Annotated in this window: 20 protein-coding genes; 10 read left to right on the forward strand and 10 right to left on the reverse strand. The window is 72.1% G+C overall.

What is annotated here, in order from left to right; genetic code table 11:
• Positions 1–55: 55 nt before the first annotated feature.
• Positions 56–766 (forward strand): phosphatase PAP2 family protein, encoded by a 711-nt coding sequence (locus RM812_RS27125; protein ID WP_311577353.1) that lies wholly within the window; start codon positions 56–58, stop codon positions 764–766.
• A gap of 15 nt (positions 767–781) precedes the next feature.
• Here the strand turns inward: RM812_RS27125 and RM812_RS27130 are convergent, their stop codons facing one another.
• Entirely contained in the window at positions 782–2,386 is a 1,605-nt protein-coding gene (locus RM812_RS27130; protein WP_311577356.1) for an FAD-binding oxidoreductase, read from the reverse strand.
• 491 nt (positions 2,387–2,877) lie between these two features.
• Here RM812_RS27130 and RM812_RS27135 point away from each other — a divergent pair, with 491 nt between their 5' ends.
• Together RM812_RS27135 and RM812_RS27140 are read left to right on the forward strand one after the other, a co-directional pair.
• Complete coding sequence (locus RM812_RS27135) at positions 2,878–3,792, forward strand: hypothetical protein (protein ID WP_311577360.1); 915 nt, start codon at positions 2,878–2,880, stop codon at positions 3,790–3,792.
• Between the two features lie 68 nt (positions 3,793–3,860).
• Positions 3,861–4,055, forward strand: coding sequence for a hypothetical protein (locus RM812_RS27140; RefSeq protein ID WP_311577362.1), 195 nt, complete (start codon positions 3,861–3,863; stop codon positions 4,053–4,055).
• Between the two features lie 68 nt (positions 4,056–4,123).
• Here the strand turns inward: RM812_RS27140 and RM812_RS27145 are convergent, their stop codons facing one another.
• A complete protein-coding gene (locus RM812_RS27145; RefSeq protein WP_311577365.1) occupies positions 4,124–4,525 on the reverse strand; it encodes a metal-sensitive transcriptional regulator in 402 nt (133 codons plus the stop codon).
• Positions 4,526–4,751: 226 nt separating this feature from the next.
• Between RM812_RS27145 and RM812_RS27150 the strand changes: the two genes are divergently transcribed.
• The gene (locus tag RM812_RS27150; RefSeq protein WP_132852521.1) at positions 4,752–5,372 is read left to right on the forward strand and encodes a DUF47 domain-containing protein; all 621 of its coding nucleotides are present in this window, start codon (positions 4,752–4,754) and stop codon (positions 5,370–5,372) included.
• Positions 5,373–5,379: 7 nt separating this feature from the next.
• Positions 5,380–6,378 (forward strand): low-affinity phosphate transporter PitH, encoded by a 999-nt coding sequence (gene pitH / locus RM812_RS27155; protein WP_311577372.1) that lies wholly within the window; start codon positions 5,380–5,382, stop codon positions 6,376–6,378.
• A gap of 243 nt (positions 6,379–6,621) precedes the next feature.
• Here the strand turns inward: pitH and pstB are convergent, their stop codons facing one another.
• From pstB to RM812_RS27190, 7 genes are all read right to left on the reverse strand, one after another.
• Positions 6,622–7,398, reverse strand: coding sequence for a phosphate ABC transporter ATP-binding protein PstB (gene pstB / locus RM812_RS27160; protein ID WP_311577377.1), 777 nt, complete (start codon positions 7,396–7,398; stop codon positions 6,622–6,624).
• Positions 7,399–7,451: 53 nt separating this feature from the next.
• Positions 7,452–8,510: a phosphate ABC transporter permease PstA gene (gene pstA / locus RM812_RS27165; RefSeq protein WP_311577380.1), complete on the reverse strand. Its 1,059-nt coding sequence runs from the start codon at positions 8,508–8,510 to the stop codon at positions 7,452–7,454.
• The gene (gene pstC, locus RM812_RS27170; protein ID WP_311577383.1) at positions 8,507–9,526 is read right to left on the reverse strand and encodes a phosphate ABC transporter permease subunit PstC; all 1,020 of its coding nucleotides are present in this window, start codon (positions 9,524–9,526) and stop codon (positions 8,507–8,509) included. The genes pstA and pstC overlap by 4 nt, the downstream gene beginning before the upstream one ends.
• Before the next feature lie 130 nt (positions 9,527–9,656).
• Complete coding sequence (gene pstS / locus RM812_RS27175) at positions 9,657–10,787, reverse strand: phosphate ABC transporter substrate-binding protein PstS (protein WP_311577386.1); 1,131 nt, start codon at positions 10,785–10,787, stop codon at positions 9,657–9,659.
• Between the two features lie 243 nt (positions 10,788–11,030).
• Positions 11,031–11,468: an NUDIX hydrolase gene (locus RM812_RS27180; RefSeq protein WP_311577389.1), complete on the reverse strand. Its 438-nt coding sequence runs from the start codon at positions 11,466–11,468 to the stop codon at positions 11,031–11,033.
• A 57-nt stretch (positions 11,469–11,525) separates the two neighbouring features.
• Positions 11,526–12,746, reverse strand: a complete 1,221-nt coding sequence (locus RM812_RS27185) for a CHAD domain-containing protein (protein ID WP_311577392.1) — start codon at positions 12,744–12,746, stop codon at positions 11,526–11,528.
• Entirely contained in the window at positions 12,727–14,967 is a 2,241-nt protein-coding gene (locus tag RM812_RS27190) for an RNA degradosome polyphosphate kinase (RefSeq protein WP_311577395.1), read from the reverse strand. The genes RM812_RS27185 and RM812_RS27190 overlap by 20 nt, the downstream gene beginning before the upstream one ends.
• Positions 14,968–15,247: 280 nt before the next feature.
• Between RM812_RS27190 and RM812_RS27195 the strand changes: the two genes are divergently transcribed.
• The 5 genes from RM812_RS27195 to RM812_RS27215 are packed head-to-tail and all read left to right on the forward strand — an operon-like array spanning position 15,248 to position 19,742.
• Positions 15,248–15,790, forward strand: coding sequence for an RNA polymerase sigma factor (locus tag RM812_RS27195; protein ID WP_311577398.1), 543 nt, complete (start codon positions 15,248–15,250; stop codon positions 15,788–15,790).
• Positions 15,787–16,647 carry a zf-HC2 domain-containing protein gene (locus tag RM812_RS27200; RefSeq protein WP_311577400.1) on the forward strand — a complete coding sequence of 287 codons (861 nt, stop codon included), beginning with the start codon at positions 15,787–15,789 and terminating at the stop codon, positions 16,645–16,647. The genes RM812_RS27195 and RM812_RS27200 overlap by 4 nt, the downstream gene beginning before the upstream one ends.
• Positions 16,648–16,696: 49 nt before the next feature.
• Complete coding sequence (locus RM812_RS27205) at positions 16,697–17,557, forward strand: ABC transporter ATP-binding protein (protein WP_311577403.1); 861 nt, start codon at positions 16,697–16,699, stop codon at positions 17,555–17,557.
• Positions 17,554–19,074, forward strand: coding sequence for an ABC transporter permease (locus RM812_RS27210; RefSeq protein ID WP_311577406.1), 1,521 nt, complete (start codon positions 17,554–17,556; stop codon positions 19,072–19,074). Before RM812_RS27205 ends, RM812_RS27210 begins: the two co-directional genes overlap by 4 nt.
• Complete coding sequence (locus tag RM812_RS27215; RefSeq protein WP_311577408.1) at positions 19,062–19,742, forward strand: ABC transporter; 681 nt, start codon at positions 19,062–19,064, stop codon at positions 19,740–19,742. Before RM812_RS27210 ends, RM812_RS27215 begins: the two co-directional genes overlap by 13 nt.
• A 63-nt stretch (positions 19,743–19,805) precedes the next feature.
• Here RM812_RS27215 and mshD read toward each other — a convergent pair whose 3' ends face one another.
• On the reverse strand, positions 19,806–20,735 hold the full coding sequence (gene mshD, locus RM812_RS27220; RefSeq protein WP_311577410.1) for a mycothiol synthase: 930 nt from the start codon (positions 20,733–20,735) through the stop codon (positions 19,806–19,808).
• Positions 20,736–20,775 lie beyond the last annotated feature (40 nt).

Consider the following 20,775-nt stretch of genomic DNA (forward strand, 5'->3'; position numbering starts at 1 on the left):
CAGAAGAGGCGTGCGCTCGGTGCGCCGGAGGACATGACGAAGGGGCCGCTGCACCATGGCTGGACTCGCCGAATCCGGGTCGAACCCCGACGTCGAGCTGCTCTACGACATCAATGGACTGGCCAAGGCCGCACCGCACTGGTTCGACCGGGTCATGGAGTTCGTGGGTGAGTACGGACTGCTGTTCGCGATCGTGCTGCTGGTGCTGTGGTGCTGGTGGTCCGGGCGGCGGCGGGCCGACGAGGACGCGGCCTCGAACGTCGCCGCACTGATGTGGGCGCCGCTCGCGGCCGGTGTCGCGGTCCTGGTCAACGTGCCGATACGGGGGTTCGTCGAGCGGCCCCGGCCGTTCAAGGACCATGACGGGCTGGAAGTGCTCGTCGACGGGAAGAACGACTTCTCGTTCGTGAGCGATCACGCGACGCTCGTCATGGCGCTGGCCGTCGCGCTGTTCGTCGCCAACCGGAAGTTCGGGATCGTCGCGATCGTGCTGGCCGTGCTCGGCGGGTTCGTCCGGGTCTACATGGGCGTGCACTACCCGACGGACGTCATCGGCGGGTTCGCCCTCGGTACGGCGGTCGCGCTGCTGCTCTCGCCGGTCGCCATGGCCCTGCTGACGCCGCTGACCCGGGCCGTCGAGCGGTCGCCCCGGGCGGGGTGGCTGATCAAGGCGCGGGGCAGCGGCGGTGCCGACGGGCGGGGGGCCGTGATTCCCGGCGCCCGCAAGGAGGGCGCCGGGGTGGAGGAGCGGGATCTCGCCGCCTAGGGAGTGCGCGGGCGCCTACAGCGCCTGCGGGTACGTGAAGACGCGGTCCGGGTCGTACTGGTGCTTCAATTTCGCCAGGCGCGGGGCCGCGTCCGCGTAGTAGGCCTTCCGCCAGTCCGTCAGATGCGGGTCCGTGTAGTTCTGGTAGGCGGCGCCCGAGGCGTACGGACGCATGGCCCGGTGCGCCGTGGCCAGCCAGGACTGGGCCGTGGAGCCGCCGGTTCCCGGCCGCCACGAGGCGATGTACTGGGCCAGCATCCGCGAACGGCGGTGCACGAACGCGGTGGCCGTCGGTGAGACGCGGTTCACCGCTCCGCCGAGCGCGGTGAACGCGATGCTGCCCGCGCCGCCGCGCACCGAGGTGACCTGGGCGAGCAGGGTGCGGATGCCGGACGCCGGGACGGGGCGGTCGTAGAAGTCCGAGCGGGCCGCGTACGTCTCGCGGCCGAGCGACCCCTCCGGTGAACGGCCGGCGGTGGGACCCGGGAGATGGCACTGGGCGTCGGCGGAGAACGAGGAGCAGCCGGCGTACATCTCCATCGACTCCTCGTACGTACGGCGCTTGAGGGAGACGCTGCTCGCCGGGGCGCCGATGCGGTCGGCGAGGCGGTCGACGGCGTTCTGGAGTTCGCCGTAGGTGCCGAGTGAGAAGGCGGCGACGGAGACGGAGGGGGAGCCGCCGGGCGCGGCGGCCAGGTGCAGGGAGGACCAGATCTCGTCGGGCTGGTCCGGGCCCCACTCCTGCCAGGCGCGGACGACCGCGTCCGCCTTCCGCCAGGGCCAGGTGAGGTACGCCGATACGGCGCGGGGCGCCGGGTGGGTCCGGAAGCGGAGTTCCGTGACGATGCCGAAGTTGCCGTTGCCCGCGCCGCGCAGGGCCCAGAAGAGGTCCTTGTGCGTGGTGGCGTCGGCCGTGAGCTGCCGGCCGTCCGCCGTGATCAGGGTCGCCTGGGTGAGGCTGTCGCAGGTCAGGCCGTAGGCGCGGGAGACGACGCCGTGACCGCCGCCGAGGGTGAGGCCGGAGACGCCGACGGTGGGGCAGGAACCGGCCGGGATGGTCACGCCCTTCGCGGCGAGGGCGCGGTAGACGTCGATCAGCTTGGCGCCGGCGCCGACCACGGCCTGGCCGCCGCTCGCGCGGACCCGGCCGAGTTTCGAGACGTCGATGATCAGGCGGTCGTCGCCCGAGGACCAGCCGGCGTAGGAGTGGCCGCCGTTGCGGATCGCCACGGGGACGCGGTGGGCGCGGGCGTAGGAGAGGGCGGTGCGGATGTCGTCGGGGTGGGCGGCGTAGGCGACGGCGGCGGGCTTGAGGGTGTCGAAGCGGGTGTTGTAGAGCTGACGGGCCGTTTTCCAGGACTGGTCGCCGGGGCGGACGAGGGTGCCGTCGAGGGACTTGGCCAGGGCGGTCCAGCTGGCGGGGGTGGGGGTGCCGGTGGCGATGCCGGTGGCAGCGGCGGTGGCGGTGGCGGTGCGAGTGGTGGGGGTTGGGGTGAGGTGGGAGGTGGTTCCCGGGTTTTTGCCGGGGCGGTCGGTGGCCGTGTCCTTGCCCGTGCAGGCGGCTGTCGTCGCTGTGAGGGCGGCGGTGGTGGTGCCGCCGATGAAGGTGCGCCGGTTCATGTGCGTCTCCGGGTCCCGTGGGGGTTCGTGGAGGGAGACGGGGGTGTGGGGGGTGCGGGTTCCCGGCGGGGGGCCAGGGGGGTGGTGTCGGGTGCCAGGTGGGTGGTGCGGGCCCGGGGGTGGGCCGCGCGTCCCGGCGTTTGCGGGGTGCCGCCGCGCCCATACCCGTGCCGCCGCGCCCACCCGGCCGCCCTGGGCGGCACGAATGCCCGCGGTGATGGTGGCGTGGGTGGGTCAGGTGGAGGCGTGGGTTTTCGCGTCGGTGCGGGCCTGGCTTCTGGCTCTGCGGGCCGGGCCTCGCCAGCCGCAGGTGCAGCGGGCCAGGCAGAAGGGGCCCTGTTCGACCGTCGTCGTGCGGTGTTCCGGAACGTCCCGGGGAGCTTCAAGATCGCTCTGCTGCGCCACGGCACCACGTTACCGGGGTCGCCTGCTCCTCGTTAGCCCGGACGGCAGGGGGCCCGGAACGGGCGTGACGGCTGGGGTAGGTGGCGATGGTCGGGCGGGAGAGGGAGCGGCGGGGCAGGAGGTCCGTCGGGGGTCTTGCCGTCAGCGGAGGCGTGGTCTGCGTGTGTCTGGCGGCCGGTGCGTGCTCGGGACCGGGGGCCGCCGTCGAGGGATCCGGCGCCGGTGATCCGGTCGCCGTGCTGCACGGGGCCGCCGACCGGCTCGTGGCCGCCGGAAGCGCCAAGGCGTGTACGGCGATGGAGATGGCCAGCGGCGGGACGCGGGTGACCATCCGGGGCGAGGGCGTGTACGACTTCGAGGGACGGTCCGGCCGGCTGAAGGTGCGTCTGCCGCAGGATCCCGCGGGGACGAGCGGTCATCGGCCGATCACCGAGCTGCTCACGCCGGGTGCGCTGTTCATGAAGAACCGGGGCGCCGGTGTGCCCGCCGACAAGTGGGTGCGGGTGGAGACCGCCTCGCTGTCCGACGGGAACCTGGTGACCGGCGGGGCGACGGACCCCTTCGCCGCCGCCGAGGTGCTGCGGGGGACGCGGACGGCGACGTACCTGGGGCGCACGGAGGTCGCGGGCACCCCGGTGCGGCACTACCGGGGGACCGCCGATCTCGCGCGGGCGGCGCGCGACGCCTCGGACGGCAACCGGCAGGCGCTGGCCGCGGCGGCCGAGGGATTCGCCACCGCCGAGGTGCCCTTCGACGCCTACCTCGACGACGACGGCCGCATCCGCAAGCTCCGGCACCGCTTCAGCTTCGCCAACGGGCGGGACGAGGGCACCGTCGCCGTCGCTTCGACGACACTGCTCTACGACTTCGGCGCCGCCGTCCGCGTACGGCTGCCCGAGGACGTGGACATCTACACCGGCAGGATCGCGGAGCAGCGGGGCGACGGGGCGGGCGACGGGGCGGGCGACGGGGCGGGTGACGGGGCGGGCGGCAAGAACTAGCCCTTCCGTGCCATGCGCGGTGTGTAGGCCGCTCCCTACTCTAGGAAGCCGGTGACGGCAGAGACGAGGTGACGCGCGTGGCTCCGGGCGGTGGTACGGCGGTTCAGGACCACGTGGCCCTCGCCGAGATCGAGCTGTGCGGGGAGCTGATCATCGCGGCGTCGGCCGCCCGGGAGCGGCTCAGTCTGGAGAGCATCGACGAGGTGCTGCGGGTGGCGGAGGAGCAAGCGCGCGGCGCCGCCGGTCACCAGGCCAAGCCCTAGCCGGCGGTGCCAGGTCCTACCGGTGCCAGGCCCCGGCTGGGCCGGAACCTGGCAGTCGGGACGCGCGGTCACGTGCGCAGGAGCCGCCCGATCGCCTTCGTCGCCTCCTCCACCTTCGCGTCGATCTCGGCACCGCCCTTCACGGCGGCGTCGGCGACGCAGTGGCGCAGGTGCTCCTCCAGGAGTTGCAGGGCGAAGGACTGCAGGGCCTTCGTGGAGGCGGAGACCTGGGTGAGTATGTCGATGCAGTAGACGTCCTCGTCGACCATCCGCTGCAGGCCGCGGATCTGGCCCTCGATGCGGCGCAGGCGCTTGAGGTGCTCGTCCTTCTGTTTGTGGTACCCGTGCACTCCGCGGTCGTGATCGGTCACGGGCGCGGCGCAGTGGTCCGTCACCACGTCGGTGCCGTCCGTCTCCACCGCGTCGGCGGTGGCGGAGGGCGCACCTGCGCGGGCCTCAGTGGTCGTCATCGCGTCCTCCTGTTGGACAGATAGCCGGCATATACCCCTGGTGGGTATATCGTACCGAACTTTGCGGGGTAGGGAGGACCTTGCCGGGTCCGGCGAGATCCCCCGGTTCGCCCCCCTGCTCATCACTGTGCCCGATGGGCGACACTGGAGGACGGCCCGTTAGCCGTGGCCGGATGATGCGCCTAGCATCAGCCTGACCGAAACCGATGCACCCCGAGGACCCCACGTGCGCTTTCGTCTGACCCCCAGGGAGACGAGCTTCTACGACATGTTCGCCGCCTCCGCGGACAACATCGTCACGGGCTCCAAGCTCCTGATGGAACTGCTCGGGGCGGACGCATCCGCCCGGGCCGAGATCGCAGAGCGTATGCGGGCCGCCGAACACGCGGGTGACGACGCCACGCACGCGATCTTCCACCAGTTGAACTCCTCGTTCATCACGCCGTTCGACCGCGAGGACATCTACTCCCTCGCCTCCTCCCTCGACGACATCATGGACTTCATGGAGGAGGCCGTCGACCTGGTCGTCCTCTACAACGTCGAGGAACTGCCCAAGGGTGTCGAGCAGCAGATCGAGGTGCTGGCGCGGGCCGCCGAGCTGACCGCCGAGGCGATGCCGAGCCTGCGGACCATGGACAACCTCACCGAGTACTGGATCGAGGTCAACCGGCTGGAGAACCAGGCCGACCAGATCCACCGCAAGCTGCTGGCGCACCTCTTCAACGGCAAGTATGACGCCATCGAGGTCCTCAAGCTCAAGCAGATCGTGGACGTGCTGGAGGAAGCGGCCGACGCGTTCGAGCACGTGGCGAACACGGTGGAGACCATCGCCGTCAAGGAGTCCTGAACGTTTCATGGACACCTTTGCTCTGGTCGTGACCATCGGGGTCGCGCTCTTCTTCACGTACACCAACGGTTTCCACGACTCGGCCAACGCGATCGCGACGTCCGTGTCGACGCGTGCGCTGACGCCGCGGGCGGCGCTCGCGATGGCCGCGGTCATGAACCTCGCCGGCGCGTTCCTCGGTTCCGGGGTCGCCAAGACCGTCAGCGAGGGGCTGATCGAGACGCCCGAGGGCTCGAAGGGGATGGGGATCCTCTTCGCGGCGCTCGTGGGCGCCATCGTCTGGAACCTCATCACCTGGTACTTCGGCCTGCCCTCGTCCTCCTCGCACGCGCTGTTCGGCGGCATGGTGGGGGCGGCGCTGGCCGGCAGTACGACCGTGTACTGGCACGGGGTCGTCGACAAGGTCGTGATCCCCATGTTCGTGTCGCCGGTGATCGGTCTGGTCGCCGGTTACCTCGTCATGACGGCGATCATGTGGATGTTCCGGCGGGCCAACCCGCACAAGGCGAAGCGGGGCTTCCGCATCGCGCAGACGGTGTCGGCGGCGGGTATGGCGCTGGGACACGGTCTGCAGGACGCGCAGAAGACGATGGGCATCGTGGTGATGGCGCTGGTCATCGCCGATGTCGAGGACTACGGCGATCCCATTCCGGTGTGGGTGAAGATCGCCTGTGCGCTGATGCTGTCGCTGGGCACGTACGCGGGTGGCTGGCGGATCATGCGGACGCTGGGGCGGAAGATCATCGAACTCGATCCGCCGCAGGGGTTCGCCGCGGAGACGACGGGGGCGTCGATCATGTTCGGGTCGGCGTTCCTGTTCCACGCGCCGATCTCGACGACGCATGTGATCACGTCGGCGATCATGGGTGTGGGGGCCACGAAGCGGGTGAACGCCGTGCGGTGGGGGGTCGCGAAGAACATCATCATGGGGTGGTTCATCACGATGCCGGCCGCGGCGGTGGTGGCCGCGTGTTGCTACTGGCTGGTGGATCTGGTGGTTCTGTAGAGGGCTGACCGGCGTCTGTGCTGGGCGGGAGTGGGTGCGCAGCCCGGCGCCGGCGGGGCGGCGCCTCCCCCACGGCCCCCCCGTGCCGCCCTGGGGGTACACCTCCCAGGCCGTTCAGGCACTGGGGGAGGCACGACTGCCCGCAGCTGAAGCGTATGGGCCCGCCCCCTGTTTCGGGGGCGGGCCCTTGTGCGCCTCGCGGTGGCACCGCCATGCAGCACCGCGAGGGGATCGGGTTCGGGCCTAGCCGAAGCGGCCCGAGATGTAGTCCTCCGTGGCCTGGACCGACGGGTTGGAGAAGATGCGCTCCGTCTCGTCGATCTCGATCAGCTTGCCGGGCTGGCCGACCGCCGCCAGGTTGAAGAACGCCGTACGGTCGGAGACGCGCGCCGCCTGCTGCATGTTGTGCGTCACGATGACGATCGTGAAGCGCTCCTTCAGCTCGCCGATCAGGTCCTCGATGGCGAGGGTGGAGATCGGGTCCAGGGCGGAGCAGGGCTCGTCCATGAGCAGGACGTTCGGCTCGACGGCGATCGCCCGCGCGATGCACAGGCGCTGCTGCTGGCCGCCGGAGAGGCCGGAGCCCGGCTTGTTCAGGCGGTCCTTGACCTCGTTCCAGAGGTTCGCGCCCTTGAGGGACTTCTCGACGATGTCGTCCAGCTGGGACTTCTTGTACTTGCCGTTGAGGCGCAGGCCCGCCGCCACGTTGTCGTAGACCGACATCGTCGGGAACGGGTTCGGGCGCTGGAAGACCATGCCGACCTCGCGGCGCACGGCCACCGGGTCGATGCCGGGGCCGTAGAGGTTCTCGTCGTCGAGCATGACCTTGCCGTCGACGCGGCCGCCCGGCGTGACCTCGTGCATGCGGTTGAGCGTGCGCAGGAAGGTGGACTTGCCGCAGCCGGAGGGGCCGATGAAAGCCGTCACGGAGCGGGGTTCGACGGTCATCGAGATGTCCTCGATGGCCAGGAAGGAGCCGTAGTAGGCGTTGAGGCCGCTGACATCTATGCGCTTGGCCATGGGAATCACTGCTTCTTTCGAGTCCGAGTCGCTGACTGTTACCGCTGGCCGCGTCAGCGACCGGTCTTCGGGGCCTTCCAGCGGGCGACGCCGCGGGCCACGAGGTTGAGGATCATGATGAACGCGATGAGCGTCAGGGCCGCCGCCCAGGCACGGTCGTACGCCGCGTCGGAGCCGGCGCTGTACTGCAGGTAGATGTACATCGGCAGCGATTCCTGCGGGTCCTGGAACGGGTTGGCGTTGATGAAGTCCGTGCCCCAGACCAGCAGCAGCACGGGGGCCGTCTCGCCGGTGATGCGGGCGACGGCCAGCATCACGCCGGTGATGATGCCGCCGATCGACGTCGGCAGGACCACCTTCAGGATCGTGCGCCACTTCGGTACGCCCAGCGCCAGCGACGCCTCGCGCAGTTCGTTCGGGACGAGCTTGAGCATCTCCTCGGTGGAGCGGACGACGACCGGGATCATCAGGATGCACAGGGCGAACGAGCCGGCGATGCCGGACGGGCCCATGTCCAGGATCAGCACCCACAGACTGAGGACGAACAGACCCGCGACGATCGACGGGATGCCCGTCATGACGTCGACGAAGAAGGTGACGGCCTTGGCGAGCCGGCCGCGTCCGTACTCGACCAGGTAGATCGCGGTGAGTACACCGATCGGCACGGAGAACAGGGTGGCGAGGCCGACCTGCTCCAGGGTGCCGAGGATGGCGTGGTAGATGCCGCCGCCGGCCTCGTCGTCGGCGACCACGCCCATCGAGTGGGTGAGGAAGTAGCCGTCGAGGACTTTCACGCCCTGCTTGACGGTCTCCCACAGCAGGGAGAGCAGCGGGATCAGGGCCATCAGGAACGCGACCCACACCATGCTGGTCGCCACCCGGTCCTTGGCCTGCCGCCTCCCCTCGACGCGGGCCGAGACGGCGAAGGTGCCGAGGACGAAGAGGACCGCGGCGATCAGGGCCCACTGGATGCTGCTGTTCAGCCCGGCCGCGGCGCTGATGCCGAGGCCGAGGGCGACCGAGCCGGCCGCGACCGCCCAGGGGAACCACTTGGGCAGCGTGGCGCCGCGCAGGGAGCCGGCGCTCTTGGGGGTAAGGGTTGCGTTGCTCATGCGTTGGCCCCCGAGTACTCCTTGCGGCGGGCGATGATCATGCGGGCCGCACCGTTGACCAGCAGGGTGATGACGAAGAGGACGAGACCGGAGGCGATCAGGGCGTCGCGGCCCATCGGCGTGGCCTCGTTGAACTTGCTGGCGATGTTCTGGGCGAAGGTGCCGCCGCCCGGGTCGAGCAGGCTGGCGGTGATGTCGAAGGTCGGGGAGAGCACCATGGCCACGGCCATCGTCTCGCCGAGCGCGCGGCCGAGGCCGAGCATCGAGGCGGAGATGACGCCGGAGCGGCCGAAGGGGATCACCGACATCCGGATGACTTCCCAGCGCGTGGCGCCGAGGGCCAGGGCGGCCTCCTCGTGCATGCGCGGGACCTGCCGGAAGACCTCGCGGCTGACGTTGGTGATGATCGGCAGGATCATGATCGCGAGCAGGATGCCCACGGTGAACAGCGAGCGCCCCGCGCCGCCGTTCCACTCCAGGATTCCGGTCCAGCCGAAGTACTCGTCCAGCCAGCCGTAGAGCCCGTCCAGGTGCGGCACGAGGACGAGCGCGCCCCACAGGCCGTAGACGATCGAGGGCACGGCGGCGAGCAGGTCGATCACGTACGCGATGGGGCCGCCGAGCTTGCGCGGCGCGTAGTGCGTGATGAACAGGGCGATGCCGACCGAGATCGGGACCGCGATGGCCATGGCGATGATCGACGACACGATGGTGCCGAAGGCCAGGACCGCGATGCCGAACTTCGGCGGGACGCCGGTGGGGTTCCACTCGAAGCTGGTGAAGAAGTTCGCCTCGTCCTCGCTGATGGCGAGGTAGGCGCGGTAGGTGAGGAAGGCCGCGATGGCGGCCATGATGACCAGCACGAGGATGCCGGACCCGCGGGAGAGCCCGAGGAAGATCCGGTCGCCTGGGCGGGTGGCGCCGCGCGCGGCCCGCTTCTGCTCGGCCCCGGGGCGCTGGGGTGTGGGGGAGAGTGCCGGCTGCTGGGCGTCGGTCGTGTCGGTGGTTATGTCCATCGGGTTCTCCGGTCTGCGGAGCCGTCGTACGCGGCGGCTCGGGCGGAGCCGCCCGACTGTCGGGGGCTCCTGGCGGCGGTGCACCGGACGGTGCGGCCCGGCCCCGTGGGGGGACCGGACCGCACTCGGGTCAGCTCAGGCCCGAGATGGTCTCGCGGACCTTGGTGATGATCTCGGTGGGCATCGGGGCGTAGCCGGCGTCCGCCAGCAGGCCCTGGCCGTCCTCCGAGGCCATGTAGTTCAGGAAGGACTTGGTGGCGGGCAGGGTGTCCGCCTTGTTGCCCTTGTCACAGGCGATCTCGTACGTCACGAGGACGAGCGGGTACGCGCCGTCGGCGGACGGGGTGTAGTCCAGCTCCAGGGCGAGGTCCTTGCCGGTGCCGACGACCTTGGCCGCGCCGATGGCCGCGGTGGCGTTCTCGACGGTGGCCTTGACCGGCTGGGCGGCCTCGGTCTTGATGTCGACGGTCTTGACGCCGTCCTTGGCGTACGACAGCTCGAAGTACGAGATGGCGCCGGACGTCTGCTTCACCTGCGCGGCCAGGCCGGAGGAGCCCTGCGCGGACTGGCCGCCCTTGGCCTGCCAGGACTTGCCGCCCTCGTACTTCCAGTCCGCGGGCGCGGCGGCCTTCAGGTACTTGGTGAAGTTGTCCGTGGTGCCGGACTCGTCCGAGCGGTGGAAGGCCTGGATCTTGAGGTCGGGCAGCTTGGCGCCGGGGTTGAGCTTCGCGATCGCCTCGTCGTTCCAGTTGGTGATCTTGCTGTCGAAGATCTTGGAGAGCGTCGGGGCGTCCAGGACGAGCGAGTCGACACCCGGGACGTTGAAGCCCACGGCGATCGGGCCGCCGACCATCGGCAGGTTGATGGCCTGGCCGTCCTTGCAGACCTTCTTCGACGCCTCGACCTCGTCGGGCTTCAGCGCGGAGTCCGAGCCGGCGAAGGCGGTCTGGCCCTGCGTGAACGCGGTGATGCCCGCCCCGGAGCCGGTCGGGTTGTAGTTGATCTGCACGCCCTTGCAGGCGGTGACGTACTGCTTGACCCAGGCGTCGATCGCGTTCTTCTGCGCGGAGGAGCCGGAGGCCTGGAGCTGGCCCTTGGCGTCCTCGCACTTGATGTTGCCGCTGTTGGCGGAGGTGCTGGCGTCACCGCCGTTGCTGTTGCCGCCGGTGTCGTCGGAGCCGCACGCCGTGAGGGCCAGGGCGCCGGAGACGGCGAGAGCACCGAGAGCAAGGGCCCGCCGGTTCTTGCGCTGAAGCTTCACTTGAGGGAGTTCCTTCCAGGAGCCGCCGTCCTGAACCGGCGGCGTGCGAGGACTGCGATGAACCGCGGTCAACGGTGAACTGCGGTGACTGCGATGAAGGCTGGGTGACACGGACGCGTTCTCGGGACGCGCCCCGTATCGGTAAGGCCGAAATTAGGCAGATCAGGTGAAGCCGCCGATGGGCGGAAATGAACGCGGGGTGAACCCCTGTGGACGGTGCGGTGAGGTCACGGAACGCTCACGTCAAGGACACGGAGTGGTTCCGGCAGGATGCGTGGCGAGCAGCGCGTCGACGAGGGCCCGGTCCCCGGGCGTGGTGAGGCGGGCCCGGGCCGCCGCGGGCGGCAGCCACAGGATGCGGTCGACCTCGTCGGAGGGGGTGAAACCGCCGGTGGTGGCCGCCGCCGCCCAGTACCGGACCTCCTTGGGACGGCCGTCCACCAGGTAGCGCGCCGTGGGCAGCTCGGCGCCCGGTACGGCGTCGTACCCCGTCTCCTCGGCCACCTCGCGCAGGGCGCCGGCGAGCGGGTCCTCGCCGCGCCTCAGCTTGCCCTTGGGGTGTGACCAGTCGTCGTACCTGGGCCGGTGGACGAGGCAGAGCTCCAGGCCGGGGGCGCGCGGGGCGCGGCGCCACAGGACGCAGCCGGCCGCGTGGACGGTGATGTCCTCGGCCGGGGTCACGGGGTGCGCTCTCGCCTTCTGTCCGGTGGGTCCGGTGGCCGGTCTTCGGGGCTCCTTTCAAGGCAGCCTGATGGGCTCCTTGCGCCAACTGTGCTGGAACGCGTACCTCGCCGCCTCCACCTCATGCCGCTGGTCGGCGTGGAGCACACCGAGCGCGTACGCCGTCGCCGGTGCGATGCGCGGCGTGCGAGCCGCCTGGGCGGCGGCCGCGGCGGCTTCCGAGGCGTCCCGGTGGCGGTCCAGGGCCTCGGCGGCGGCCAGCAGGCGTACGTCCTCGGCGACCGCGCCGTCCCCTCCCGCCAGCACTTCGAGTGCGTACCGGTGCAGGCGCAGCAGCAGGCGTACCTGGTGCCACTGGGTGTCCTGGGGATGGGGCGCCGGGTCCGGGGAGAGGCCGTGGACCAGTGCCTGGGCGTTGTACGGGCTTCCCGCGGTGACGAGGGGGAGCGCGGCCACGGCGTCGGTGAGGCGGTCCTCCGCGGCGGCGGCCAGGAGCCGGAGGCCGGTGGTGGGCGTGGACCCGGGCGCGGTGAGCCCCTGGGCCGGCCCGGCGGTGATCCCGGCGGTGGGCCTCAGGGGGACATCGCTGGCCAGCAGGGCGACCTTGTCGGCGACCGCGTGGAAGCGGCTGCTGCCCAGCGCCTGGAGCGCGGTGGAGTGCGCCCGGGTGCGGGCCAGGGTCAGCTGGCGGTCGAGCAGCGCACCCGCCTTGGCCGCGCCCACGGTCAGGTGGGCGCGGTCCGGGGGCGGCCGGTGGGCGGCCGGTACGGTGACGGCCGGGGTTCCGGTCGCGGGTCCGGTGGTGGTTCCGGTGACGGTCGCGGCGGTCCGGCCCGTCGGCCGGCGGTCCGGGAACGCCGATGAACCGGACAGCCGGTGCAGGGCCTGGAGCAGGCGTTCCAGGCGGGACGCGTACGCGTGCTCCAGCGCCAGCGTGCCGGACAGCCAGGCCAGTTCGGGGCGCATGGCCTCGGCCCAGTCGGCGTCCAGCAGCGGCTGGTACGTGTGCAGGGTGCCGCTGAGCCGACGGGCGGCCCGGCGCAGGGCGCGGGCCGCGTCCACGGGGCGCTCGGGCGGGGACGCCGCGTCCGGGCCGTGGGCCCCGTTCGCGCTCGCGCTCCCGCCGCCCCCCGTTTCCCGGTGCAGGCGCAGGGCGCGGAGGAACTCCGTGGCCTGGGCGCGCAGGTAGGACGCGAGGGCGTCCGTGTCCGAGGTCGCGGGTACCGGCGGCCCGGTGGCGGTCGTGGATTCCGTAGGTTCAAGGTGCTGCTGTGCCACGCCGGCGCCTCCGGGCGTCTATGAGCATCTCCTGGACGTTGCGCAGGGGTTGGCCGTCCGCGTCGGTCGCGTGCCGGGTCCACTCGCCGTCCGGGCCGAGGTGCCAGGAAGCGGTGCCGTCGGACATGCCGGTCTCGAGGAGCCGGTTGAGGGCCGCCCGGTGGGCCGGGTCGGTGACCCGGACCAGGGCCTCTATACGGCGGTCGAGATTGCGGTGCATCATGTCGGCGCTGCCGAACCACACCTCGGGCTCGCCGCCGTTGCCGAAGGCGAAGACACGCGAGTGCTCGAGGAAGCGGCCGAGGATCGAACGGACCTGGATGTTCTCCGACAGGCCCGTCACACCCGGGCGCAGCGCGCAGATGCCCCGCACCCACACGTCGACCGGGACACCGGCCTGGGACGCGCGGTAGCACGCGTCGACCACGGCCTCGTCGACCATCGAGTTGACCTTGATGCGGATGTAGGCGGGACGCCCGGCGCGGTGGTGCTGGATCTCCTTGTGGATACGGGAGACCAGGCCGTCGCGCAGGGACTTGGGCGCGACGAGCAGGCGGCGGTAGGTCTCGCGGCGGGAGTAGCCGGAGAGGCGGTTGAACAGGTCGGAGAGGTCCGCGCCGACCTGCGGGTCCGCGGTGAGCAGGCCGAGGTCCTCGTAGAGGCGGGCCGTCTTCGGGTGGTAGTTGCCGGTGCCGACGTGGCTGTAGCGGCGCAGCGTCTCGCCCTCCTGGCGGACGACGAGGGACAGCTTGCAGTGCGTCTTCAGGCCGACGAGGCCGTAGACGACGTGGCAGCCGGACTCCTCCAGTTTGCGGGCCCACTTGATGTTGGCGTGCTCGTCGAAGCGGGCCTTGATCTCGACCAGGACGAGGACCTGCTTGCCGGACTCGGCCGCGTCGATGAGCGCGTCGACTATCGGGGAGTCGCCCGAGGTGCGGTACAGCGTCTGCTTGATCGCGAGGACGTCCGGGTCGGCGGCGGCCTGCTCCAGGAAGGCCTGCACGGAGGTGGAGAAGGAGTCGTAGGGGTGGTGGAGCAGGACGTCCCTGCTGCGGAGGGCCGCGAAGATGTCCGGCGCCGACGCGGATTCCACCTCGGCCAGCTCGCGGTGGGTGCCGGCGACGAACTTCGGGTACTTCAGCTCCGGCCGGTCGATGCTGTGGATGCGGAAGAGGCCGGTGAGGTCGAGGGGGCCGGGGAGCGGGTAGACCTCGGCCTCGCCGATCTTGAGTTCGCGCACGAGGAGGTCCAGGACCTCGCGGTCGATCGACTCCTCGACCTCGAGGCGGACGGGCGGGCCGAAGCGGCGCCGCATGAGTTCCTTCTCGAGGGCCTGGAGGAGGTTCTCGGCGTCGTCCTCCTCGACCTCGAGGTCCTCGTTGCGGGTGAGGCGGAAGGCGTGGTGCTCCAGGACCTCCATGCCGGGGAAGAGTTCCTCGAGGTGGGCGGCGATGACGTCCTCTATGGGGACGTAGCGGCCCGGGGCGGCCTCCAGGAAGCGGGAGAGCAGCGGGGGGACCTTGACGCGGGCGAAGTGGCGGTGGCCCGTGACGGGGTTGCGGACGACGACCGCGAGGTTGAGGGAGAGGCCCGAGATGTACGGGAAGGGGTGGGCCGGGTCGACCGCGAGGGGGGTGAGGACCGGGAAGATCTGGTGCCGGAAGAGGGTGAAGAGGCGGGCCTGCTCCTTCTCCGCGAGTTCGTTCCAGCGGACCAGGTGGATGCCCTCCTCGGCGAGGGCGGGGGCGACGTCCTCGTGGAAGCAGGCGGCGTGACGGGCCATGAGCTCGCGTGAGCGGGCCCAGATCATGTCCAGGACCTCGCGGGGCTGGAGGCCGGAGGCGGAGCGGGTGGCGACGCCGGTCGCGATGCGGCGCTTGAGGCCGGCGACGCGGACCATGAAGAACTCGTCCAGGTTGCTGGCGAAGATCGCGAGGAAGTTGGCACGCTCGAGCAGGGGGGTGTTCGGGTCCTCGGCGAGCTCGAGCACGCGCTCGTTGAACGCGAGCCAGCTGCGTTCGCGGTCCAGGAAGCGGCCCTGCGGGAGCTGGGCGCCGCCCGCCTGGGACTCCTCCGACTCCTCGTACCCGTCGAGGTCGGCGTCGATGTCGGGTTCCAGGTCGGAGACCGTGGCGGCAACGGTGTGCGGGCGGTGCGCGGCGATGGAGCCCACGGAGGGCTGCGTGTGCTGGACCTCTGCCTGGGTGTTCGGCTGCCTCATGAACCCATTCTTCCGCGCCACGCGCAGGACAGGCGCGTCGGAAGGCGCGGAATGCTCTGCTCCTGGTGGCACGGTCGGCTTCATTCGGTGAGGGTCGCAAGGCTGTCTGAATCGATGGTTACGAGGACATGACGTGTGGGATAGCGGGGGGCCTCCGGCGGGTGGGGTGCGCCGTACGCGCCGGGCCCGTACTCACGAGCCAAGGGCACCCACCCCGGGTCGAAAAAAGGCCGGCTGCGATCGTGTGAACCGGTTGGCCGGGCTCGTGCGATGAGGAGATGTGAGCGAAACGAGGAGCGACGGCGCGTTGCTGCGGGCCGTCGCGGAAGACGGCGACCGGCGCGCCTTCGAGGAGCTGTACCGCCGGTACGCCCCCTGGCTGACCGCCCGCATGCGCAGCCGCTGCGCCGACGCCGGTGTCGTCGACGACGTCGTACAGGAGACCTTTCTCGCGGTGTGGCGGGGCAGCGCGCGCTACCGGGAGGACGGGGACGTGGCGGGCTGGCTGTGGCGGATCGGGTCGCGGCGGCTCATCGACGTGCTGCGCGGCGACGGGGCGAGGGGACGGCTGCGGCAGGCGCTGGCCCGGCTGCGGCACCGGGACGAGGTGTCCGCCGAGGAGCGGGTGCTCGCCGGTGTCGAGCACGGGGACCTCGCCGGCGCGCTCGTCCGGCTCTCGCCGGAGCTGCGCGCGGTGCTCCAGGCCACGGTCGTCGACGGGCTGACCACCCGCGAGGCGGCCGTCCTGCTCGGCATCCCGCCGGGCACGGTCAAGACGCGGGCGATGCGGGCCCGTCGGCAGTTGCGGGAGGCGCTGGCATGAGAAGCGAAGACAGTCGCCGGGACACCTGGCACGTGGACGAGGACGACCTGCGGGCCTACGCCCAGGGGGTGTTGACCGCCCCCGCGCTGTGGTCCGCCGACGCGCACCTGACCGCCTGCGCGCAGTGTCGCGGCGTCCTCGCCGAGGTGAGTGACGTCGCCGCCCTGGACCTGGGGTGGGAGCGGCTCGACACCGAGCTGGACGCGCCCCGGCCGGGCCGGTTCGAGGGCTTGCTGGTGCGGTGCGGCGTCGCCGACGGCACCGCGCGGCTGCTCGCGGCCACCCCCGTACTGCGCCGCTCGTGGCTCGGTGCGGTCGTCGCCGTACTGCTGATGACCTGCGCCGTCGCCCTTGCGGCCGGCGCCGCCGGCACGCCCACTCCGTTCCTCGCCCTCGCGTCGCTGCTGCCGCTGGCCGGGGTGGCGCTCGCCTACGGGCCCGCGCTGGACCCGACGTACGAGATGGCGGTCGTCTCACCGGTGCACGGCTTCCGGCTGCTGATGATCCGCACGGTCGCCGTGCTGGTCGTGGCGCTCGGCGTCAACGGCCTGGCGACCCTCGCCCTGCCGGGGTACGGGCTGCGGGCCCTGGCCTGGCTGCTGCCCGGGCTCGCCCTCACCACGACCGGCCTCGCGCTGACGCCTCGGCTGGGTCCCGTGCTCGCGCCGTCCGTGGCCGCGGGGGCCTGGGTGGCCGTCCTGCTGGCCGCGGACGTGGCCCGGGCGGCCGAGGACAGCCCGCTGGCGCCGTTCACCGCGGCCGGCCAGGGCGTGTCCGCGGTCGTGGCCCTCCTGGGGGCCGGGCTGCTGTTCCTGTTCCGCGACCGGTTCGACGTCTTCGCGCGGGGTGCCGCGTGAGTCCTTCCCTCTTCTTGTTCCGTTGCTCGTTCTTGTACGGGAGTGCCGTATGACCGCCACCGTCTCCGCCTCGGGGCTCAGCCTCCACTACGGGCGCACCCGTGCCCTCGACGACGTGTCGCTGCGGCTGACCCCGGGCGTCACCGGGCTGCTCGGGCCCAACGGGGCCGGCAAGACCACGCTGCTGCGCGTGCTCGCCACCGCCGTGCCCGCCGACCGCGGCTCCTTCACCGTGCTCGGACACGATCCGGGGACCGCGCGCGGGCGGCAGGAGGTGCGGCGGCGGCTCGGGTACCTGCCGCAGACGCCCGGCTTCCACCCGGACTTCACCGCCTTCGAGTTCGTCGACTACGTCGCGATCCTGAAGGAGCTGACGGACCGCGGCGCCCGGCACCGCGAGGTGCGACGGGTGCTGGAGGAGGTGGACCTGGGGGACGTGCGCGGGAAGAGGATCAAGAAGCTGTCCGGTGGTATGCGGCAGCGGGTCGCGCTCGCGGCCGCGCTGGTCGGTGATCCCGGGTTCCTCGTGCTCGACGAGCCGACCGTCGGGCTCGACCCGGAACAGCGGATGCGGTTCCGGGAGCTGATCGCCGGGTCGGGGGAGGGGCGGACCGTGCTGCTCTCCACCCACCAGACCGAGGACGTCGCGATGCTCTGCCACCGGGTGGTCGTCCTGGCCGCCGGGGCGGTGCGGTTCGACGGCACCCCGGCCGAGCTGACCGCGCGGGCCGCCGGGCGCGTGTGGAGCAGTACGGAGCGGGACGCGGGGGCGAAGGCCGGGTGGCGTACGGGGACCGGGTCCTTCCGCAACGTCGGTGATCCGCCCGCCGGAGCCGACTTGGTCGAACCCACGTTGGAGGACGGCTACCTGCTCGCCCTCGACGGCGCCGTCCCGGAGGTGGCCGCGTGAGCGCCGTGCTGGTGACGGACCCTTCCGTCGCGGACACCGGGGCGCGCGACGGTGGCGTACACGCCGTGCTCGCCCTGGCCCGGTTCGAGACGCGCCGGATGCTGTCGAGCGTTCCCGTCGTCCTTGCCTTCCTCGGCTACCTCGCCTGGATCGTGTGGCGCGGCCGCAGCTCCTGGGACGGCTACCCGGCCCTTCAGGACGCCGACCGCGCCACCCAGGGCATGCCGATGCTCGTCGGCCTGGCCGTCCTGCTGTACGCCAACTTCGCCGCCCTGCGCTCCGAACGCCACGGTACCGAGGCGCACTTCGCGGTGCTGGTCGTCCAGCCCTGGCGCCGCACGGTGGCCCACGTGCTGTCCGTCGTACCGGCGGCCCTGCTCACCGCGGCGTGCGTGGCCGGGCAGTTCGCCTGGGAGGCGTTCAAGCCGGGTGCGGTCGGGCACGGTTCGCCGGCCGAGTTGCTCGTCGGGCCGCTGACGGTCCTGTTGTTCGGAGCGCTCGGGGTGCTGCTGGCCCGGGTGGTGCGGTCGGCGCTCGCCGGTCCGCTGACGATGGTCCTCCTGCTGTTCGCCTTCGCGCTCGGTACGGGGCCGAGCGGCGCGGACGGTACGTCGTGGCTGGCACCGGTCGTCGCCGGGGGCACCGCGAACAGCTTCCCCTCCGAGCTGCTGGGCCGGCCCGCCGCCTGGCACGCCCTGTACCTGACGGGCGCGGCCCTGTGCGCGGCCTTCCTCGCGGTGCTCCTCGCCGGCGGGCGGAGCGTCGCCGTCCGGGCGGGCGTCGCCCTGTCCCTCGCGCTGGCGGTGACGGGCGGTGTGCTACAGGCCCGGGGCGTGGCGCCGTCACCGGAACTGACGGCGGCCCGTGAGCGTGCCTCGGTACGTCCCGAGCAGACGTGTGTGGAGCGCGGACGGTCGACGTACTGCGCCTTCCCCGAGTGGGTGCCCCGCGCCGGTACCTGGGCCGGCGTCGTGGACCGGGTCCAGTCCCTCGCGGGCGGCTCCGCGCACGACCGGCGGATCGTCGTACGGCAGCGGATCGACGCCCGGTACGGGCTGGAGGCCGACTCCGCGATCCCCGCGCTGACCGCCCCGGACCAGGTGACCGTGGGCACCGCCTGGGGCGGCAACCGGGTCCCGGAGTTCTCCAGCGCCGTCGCCGCCGTGCTGGTCGCGGGCACGGAGGAGGCCGGGGGCGAGATCTGCGACGGGCGGATGGTGACCCTCATGTGGCTCTCCCTGAGCTGGCAGGACGACCCGATGAACGCCCTGCGCCGGGTCCGTCTCGACGACAGCGTGGAGGGTTCCGCCATCGTCCTGTCGCCCACCAACCCGTTGACCATGACGGAGGGGCAGACGGACGTCGTGCGGCGCCTGCTCGAGAAGCCGCGGCCCGGTGTCGGGGACCGGGTGAAGGCGCACTGGGACGAGCTGACCGCGCCGGGCGTCACCACCGCGCGGGCGGCCGAACTGCTGGGCGTGGCCGGGCCGGAGAAGGCGGACTCGTGCGAGGAGTGACGCCGGCCCTGGTGGGTCCGGTGTGGCGGACGCTGCCGTGGCGGGCCCTGGGTGCGGCGGGGGCCCTCGGGCTGCTGCTCGCCGCCGCGCCGGGGCTCACCGGCGCGGAGCCGGCCCCCTGGCAGACGCTCGTCCTCATGCGGGGCATCGCCCTGATCGGAGCCCTCGGCCTGGCCTTCCTGCTGGACGACCCGGCCCGGCACCTCACCACGCCCGTCCCGACCCGGCGTCCGCTGCGGCAGGCGCTGCGGGTGGGCCTGGTCGCACCGCTCGCCGCGCTGTGGTGGGCGGCCGTGCTGCTCCTCGTGCCCTCGTCGTCCCGGCCCCCGGCCGGTGACATCACGCTGGAGGCGGCGGTGCTGGGCGTCCTGGCGCTCGCCGGTGCCGCGGTGGCGGTACGGCTGACGGACGAGGCGCGTCCGGGGCCGGCCGTCGTGGCGGCGCTGCTGCTCACGGCCGTCCTCGCGCCCCTGCTGGCGCCGGACGACTGGGCGCTGTTCGTACCGTCCGAGGATCCTCGGTGGTCGGCGGCGCACGACCGGTGGGCGGTGGTGCCGGCGGTGGTGGTCGTGGCGTGGGGGGTGTGCGGGCCGGAGCCGTTGGGACAGCGGGGGCGGCCGGAGCGGCGGGAGCGCGGGGGGCGGCGGGGGGCACGTGGGGCCGCATGACCGGTTCGCCGTGCGGGTCTCACGTCTGCGTGCGGTCAGTCTGACCGGTTCGCCGCGCGGGTCTCACGTCTCCGTGCGGTACATCAGGTCCGTCTCGTGCGTGACGAAGCCCAGGCGCTCGTAGACGGACACCGCGGCCTCGTTGTCGGCGTCGACGTACAACATCGCCGTGGGCAGCCCCAGCCCCGCCAGATGACGCAGGCCGATGGTGGTGAGGGCCTTGCCCAGGCCACCGCCCTGGGCGTCGGGGCGGATGCCGAGGACGTACACCTCACCGAGCCGCTCGGCCGCGTGCACCTTGGTCCAGTGGAAGCCGATCAGCTCGCCGCCGCGCTCGGCCAGGAAGAACCCCGCCGGGTCGAACCATCCCTCGGCCTTGCGGTCGTCGAGGTCGCGTTGGGTGAGGGCGCCCTGCTCGGGGTGGTGGGCGAAGGCCGCGGCGTTCACCGCGAGCCAGGCGGCGTCGTCCTGCCCGGGGACGAAGGAGCGCACGGTCACGCCTTCGGGCAGGCGCGGGTCGGGCAGGTCCAGGTCGGCCAACGGGCGCCGCAGCTGGCGCAGTTCCCGGAAGAGGGTGAGGCCGAGCACCTGCGCGAGATGCCGGGCGGCGGAGTGGCCGCCGTGCGCCCAGATGCGCAGCCGCTTGCCGGAGGCGGCGAGCAGCGCGGAGCCGAGGGCCCGCCCGTGGCCCTGCCCCCGGTGCGAGGGGTGGACGACCAGTTCGGCGGCCGGCGGCTCCACCGGGTCGGTGTCCTCCAGCTGGGCGTAGCCGACGAGTTCACTGCCGTCCACGGTGAGCAGCAGGTGCGCGATGCCCTCCCGTGCGGCGCCGCGCAGTTGCAGCCGTCCCTGCTCGGACACGGCCTGCTGCCCGTCGTTGCGGGCGGCCTCGGCGAGCAGGGCGAGGACGGCGTCGGTCTGCTCCGGGCTGAGTTCGGCGAGGGTCTCGATCGAGCGGGGGCGGCCGGGCCGTACGGTGTCGTCGCTGGTCATGTGTACGAGGTTAAGGGGAGGGTGCGGCAAAGCGGCGGCA

This window comes from Streptomyces lancefieldiae (genome assembly GCF_031845825.1).
Taxonomy (GTDB): domain Bacteria; phylum Actinomycetota; class Actinomycetes; order Streptomycetales; family Streptomycetaceae; genus Streptomyces; species Streptomyces lancefieldiae.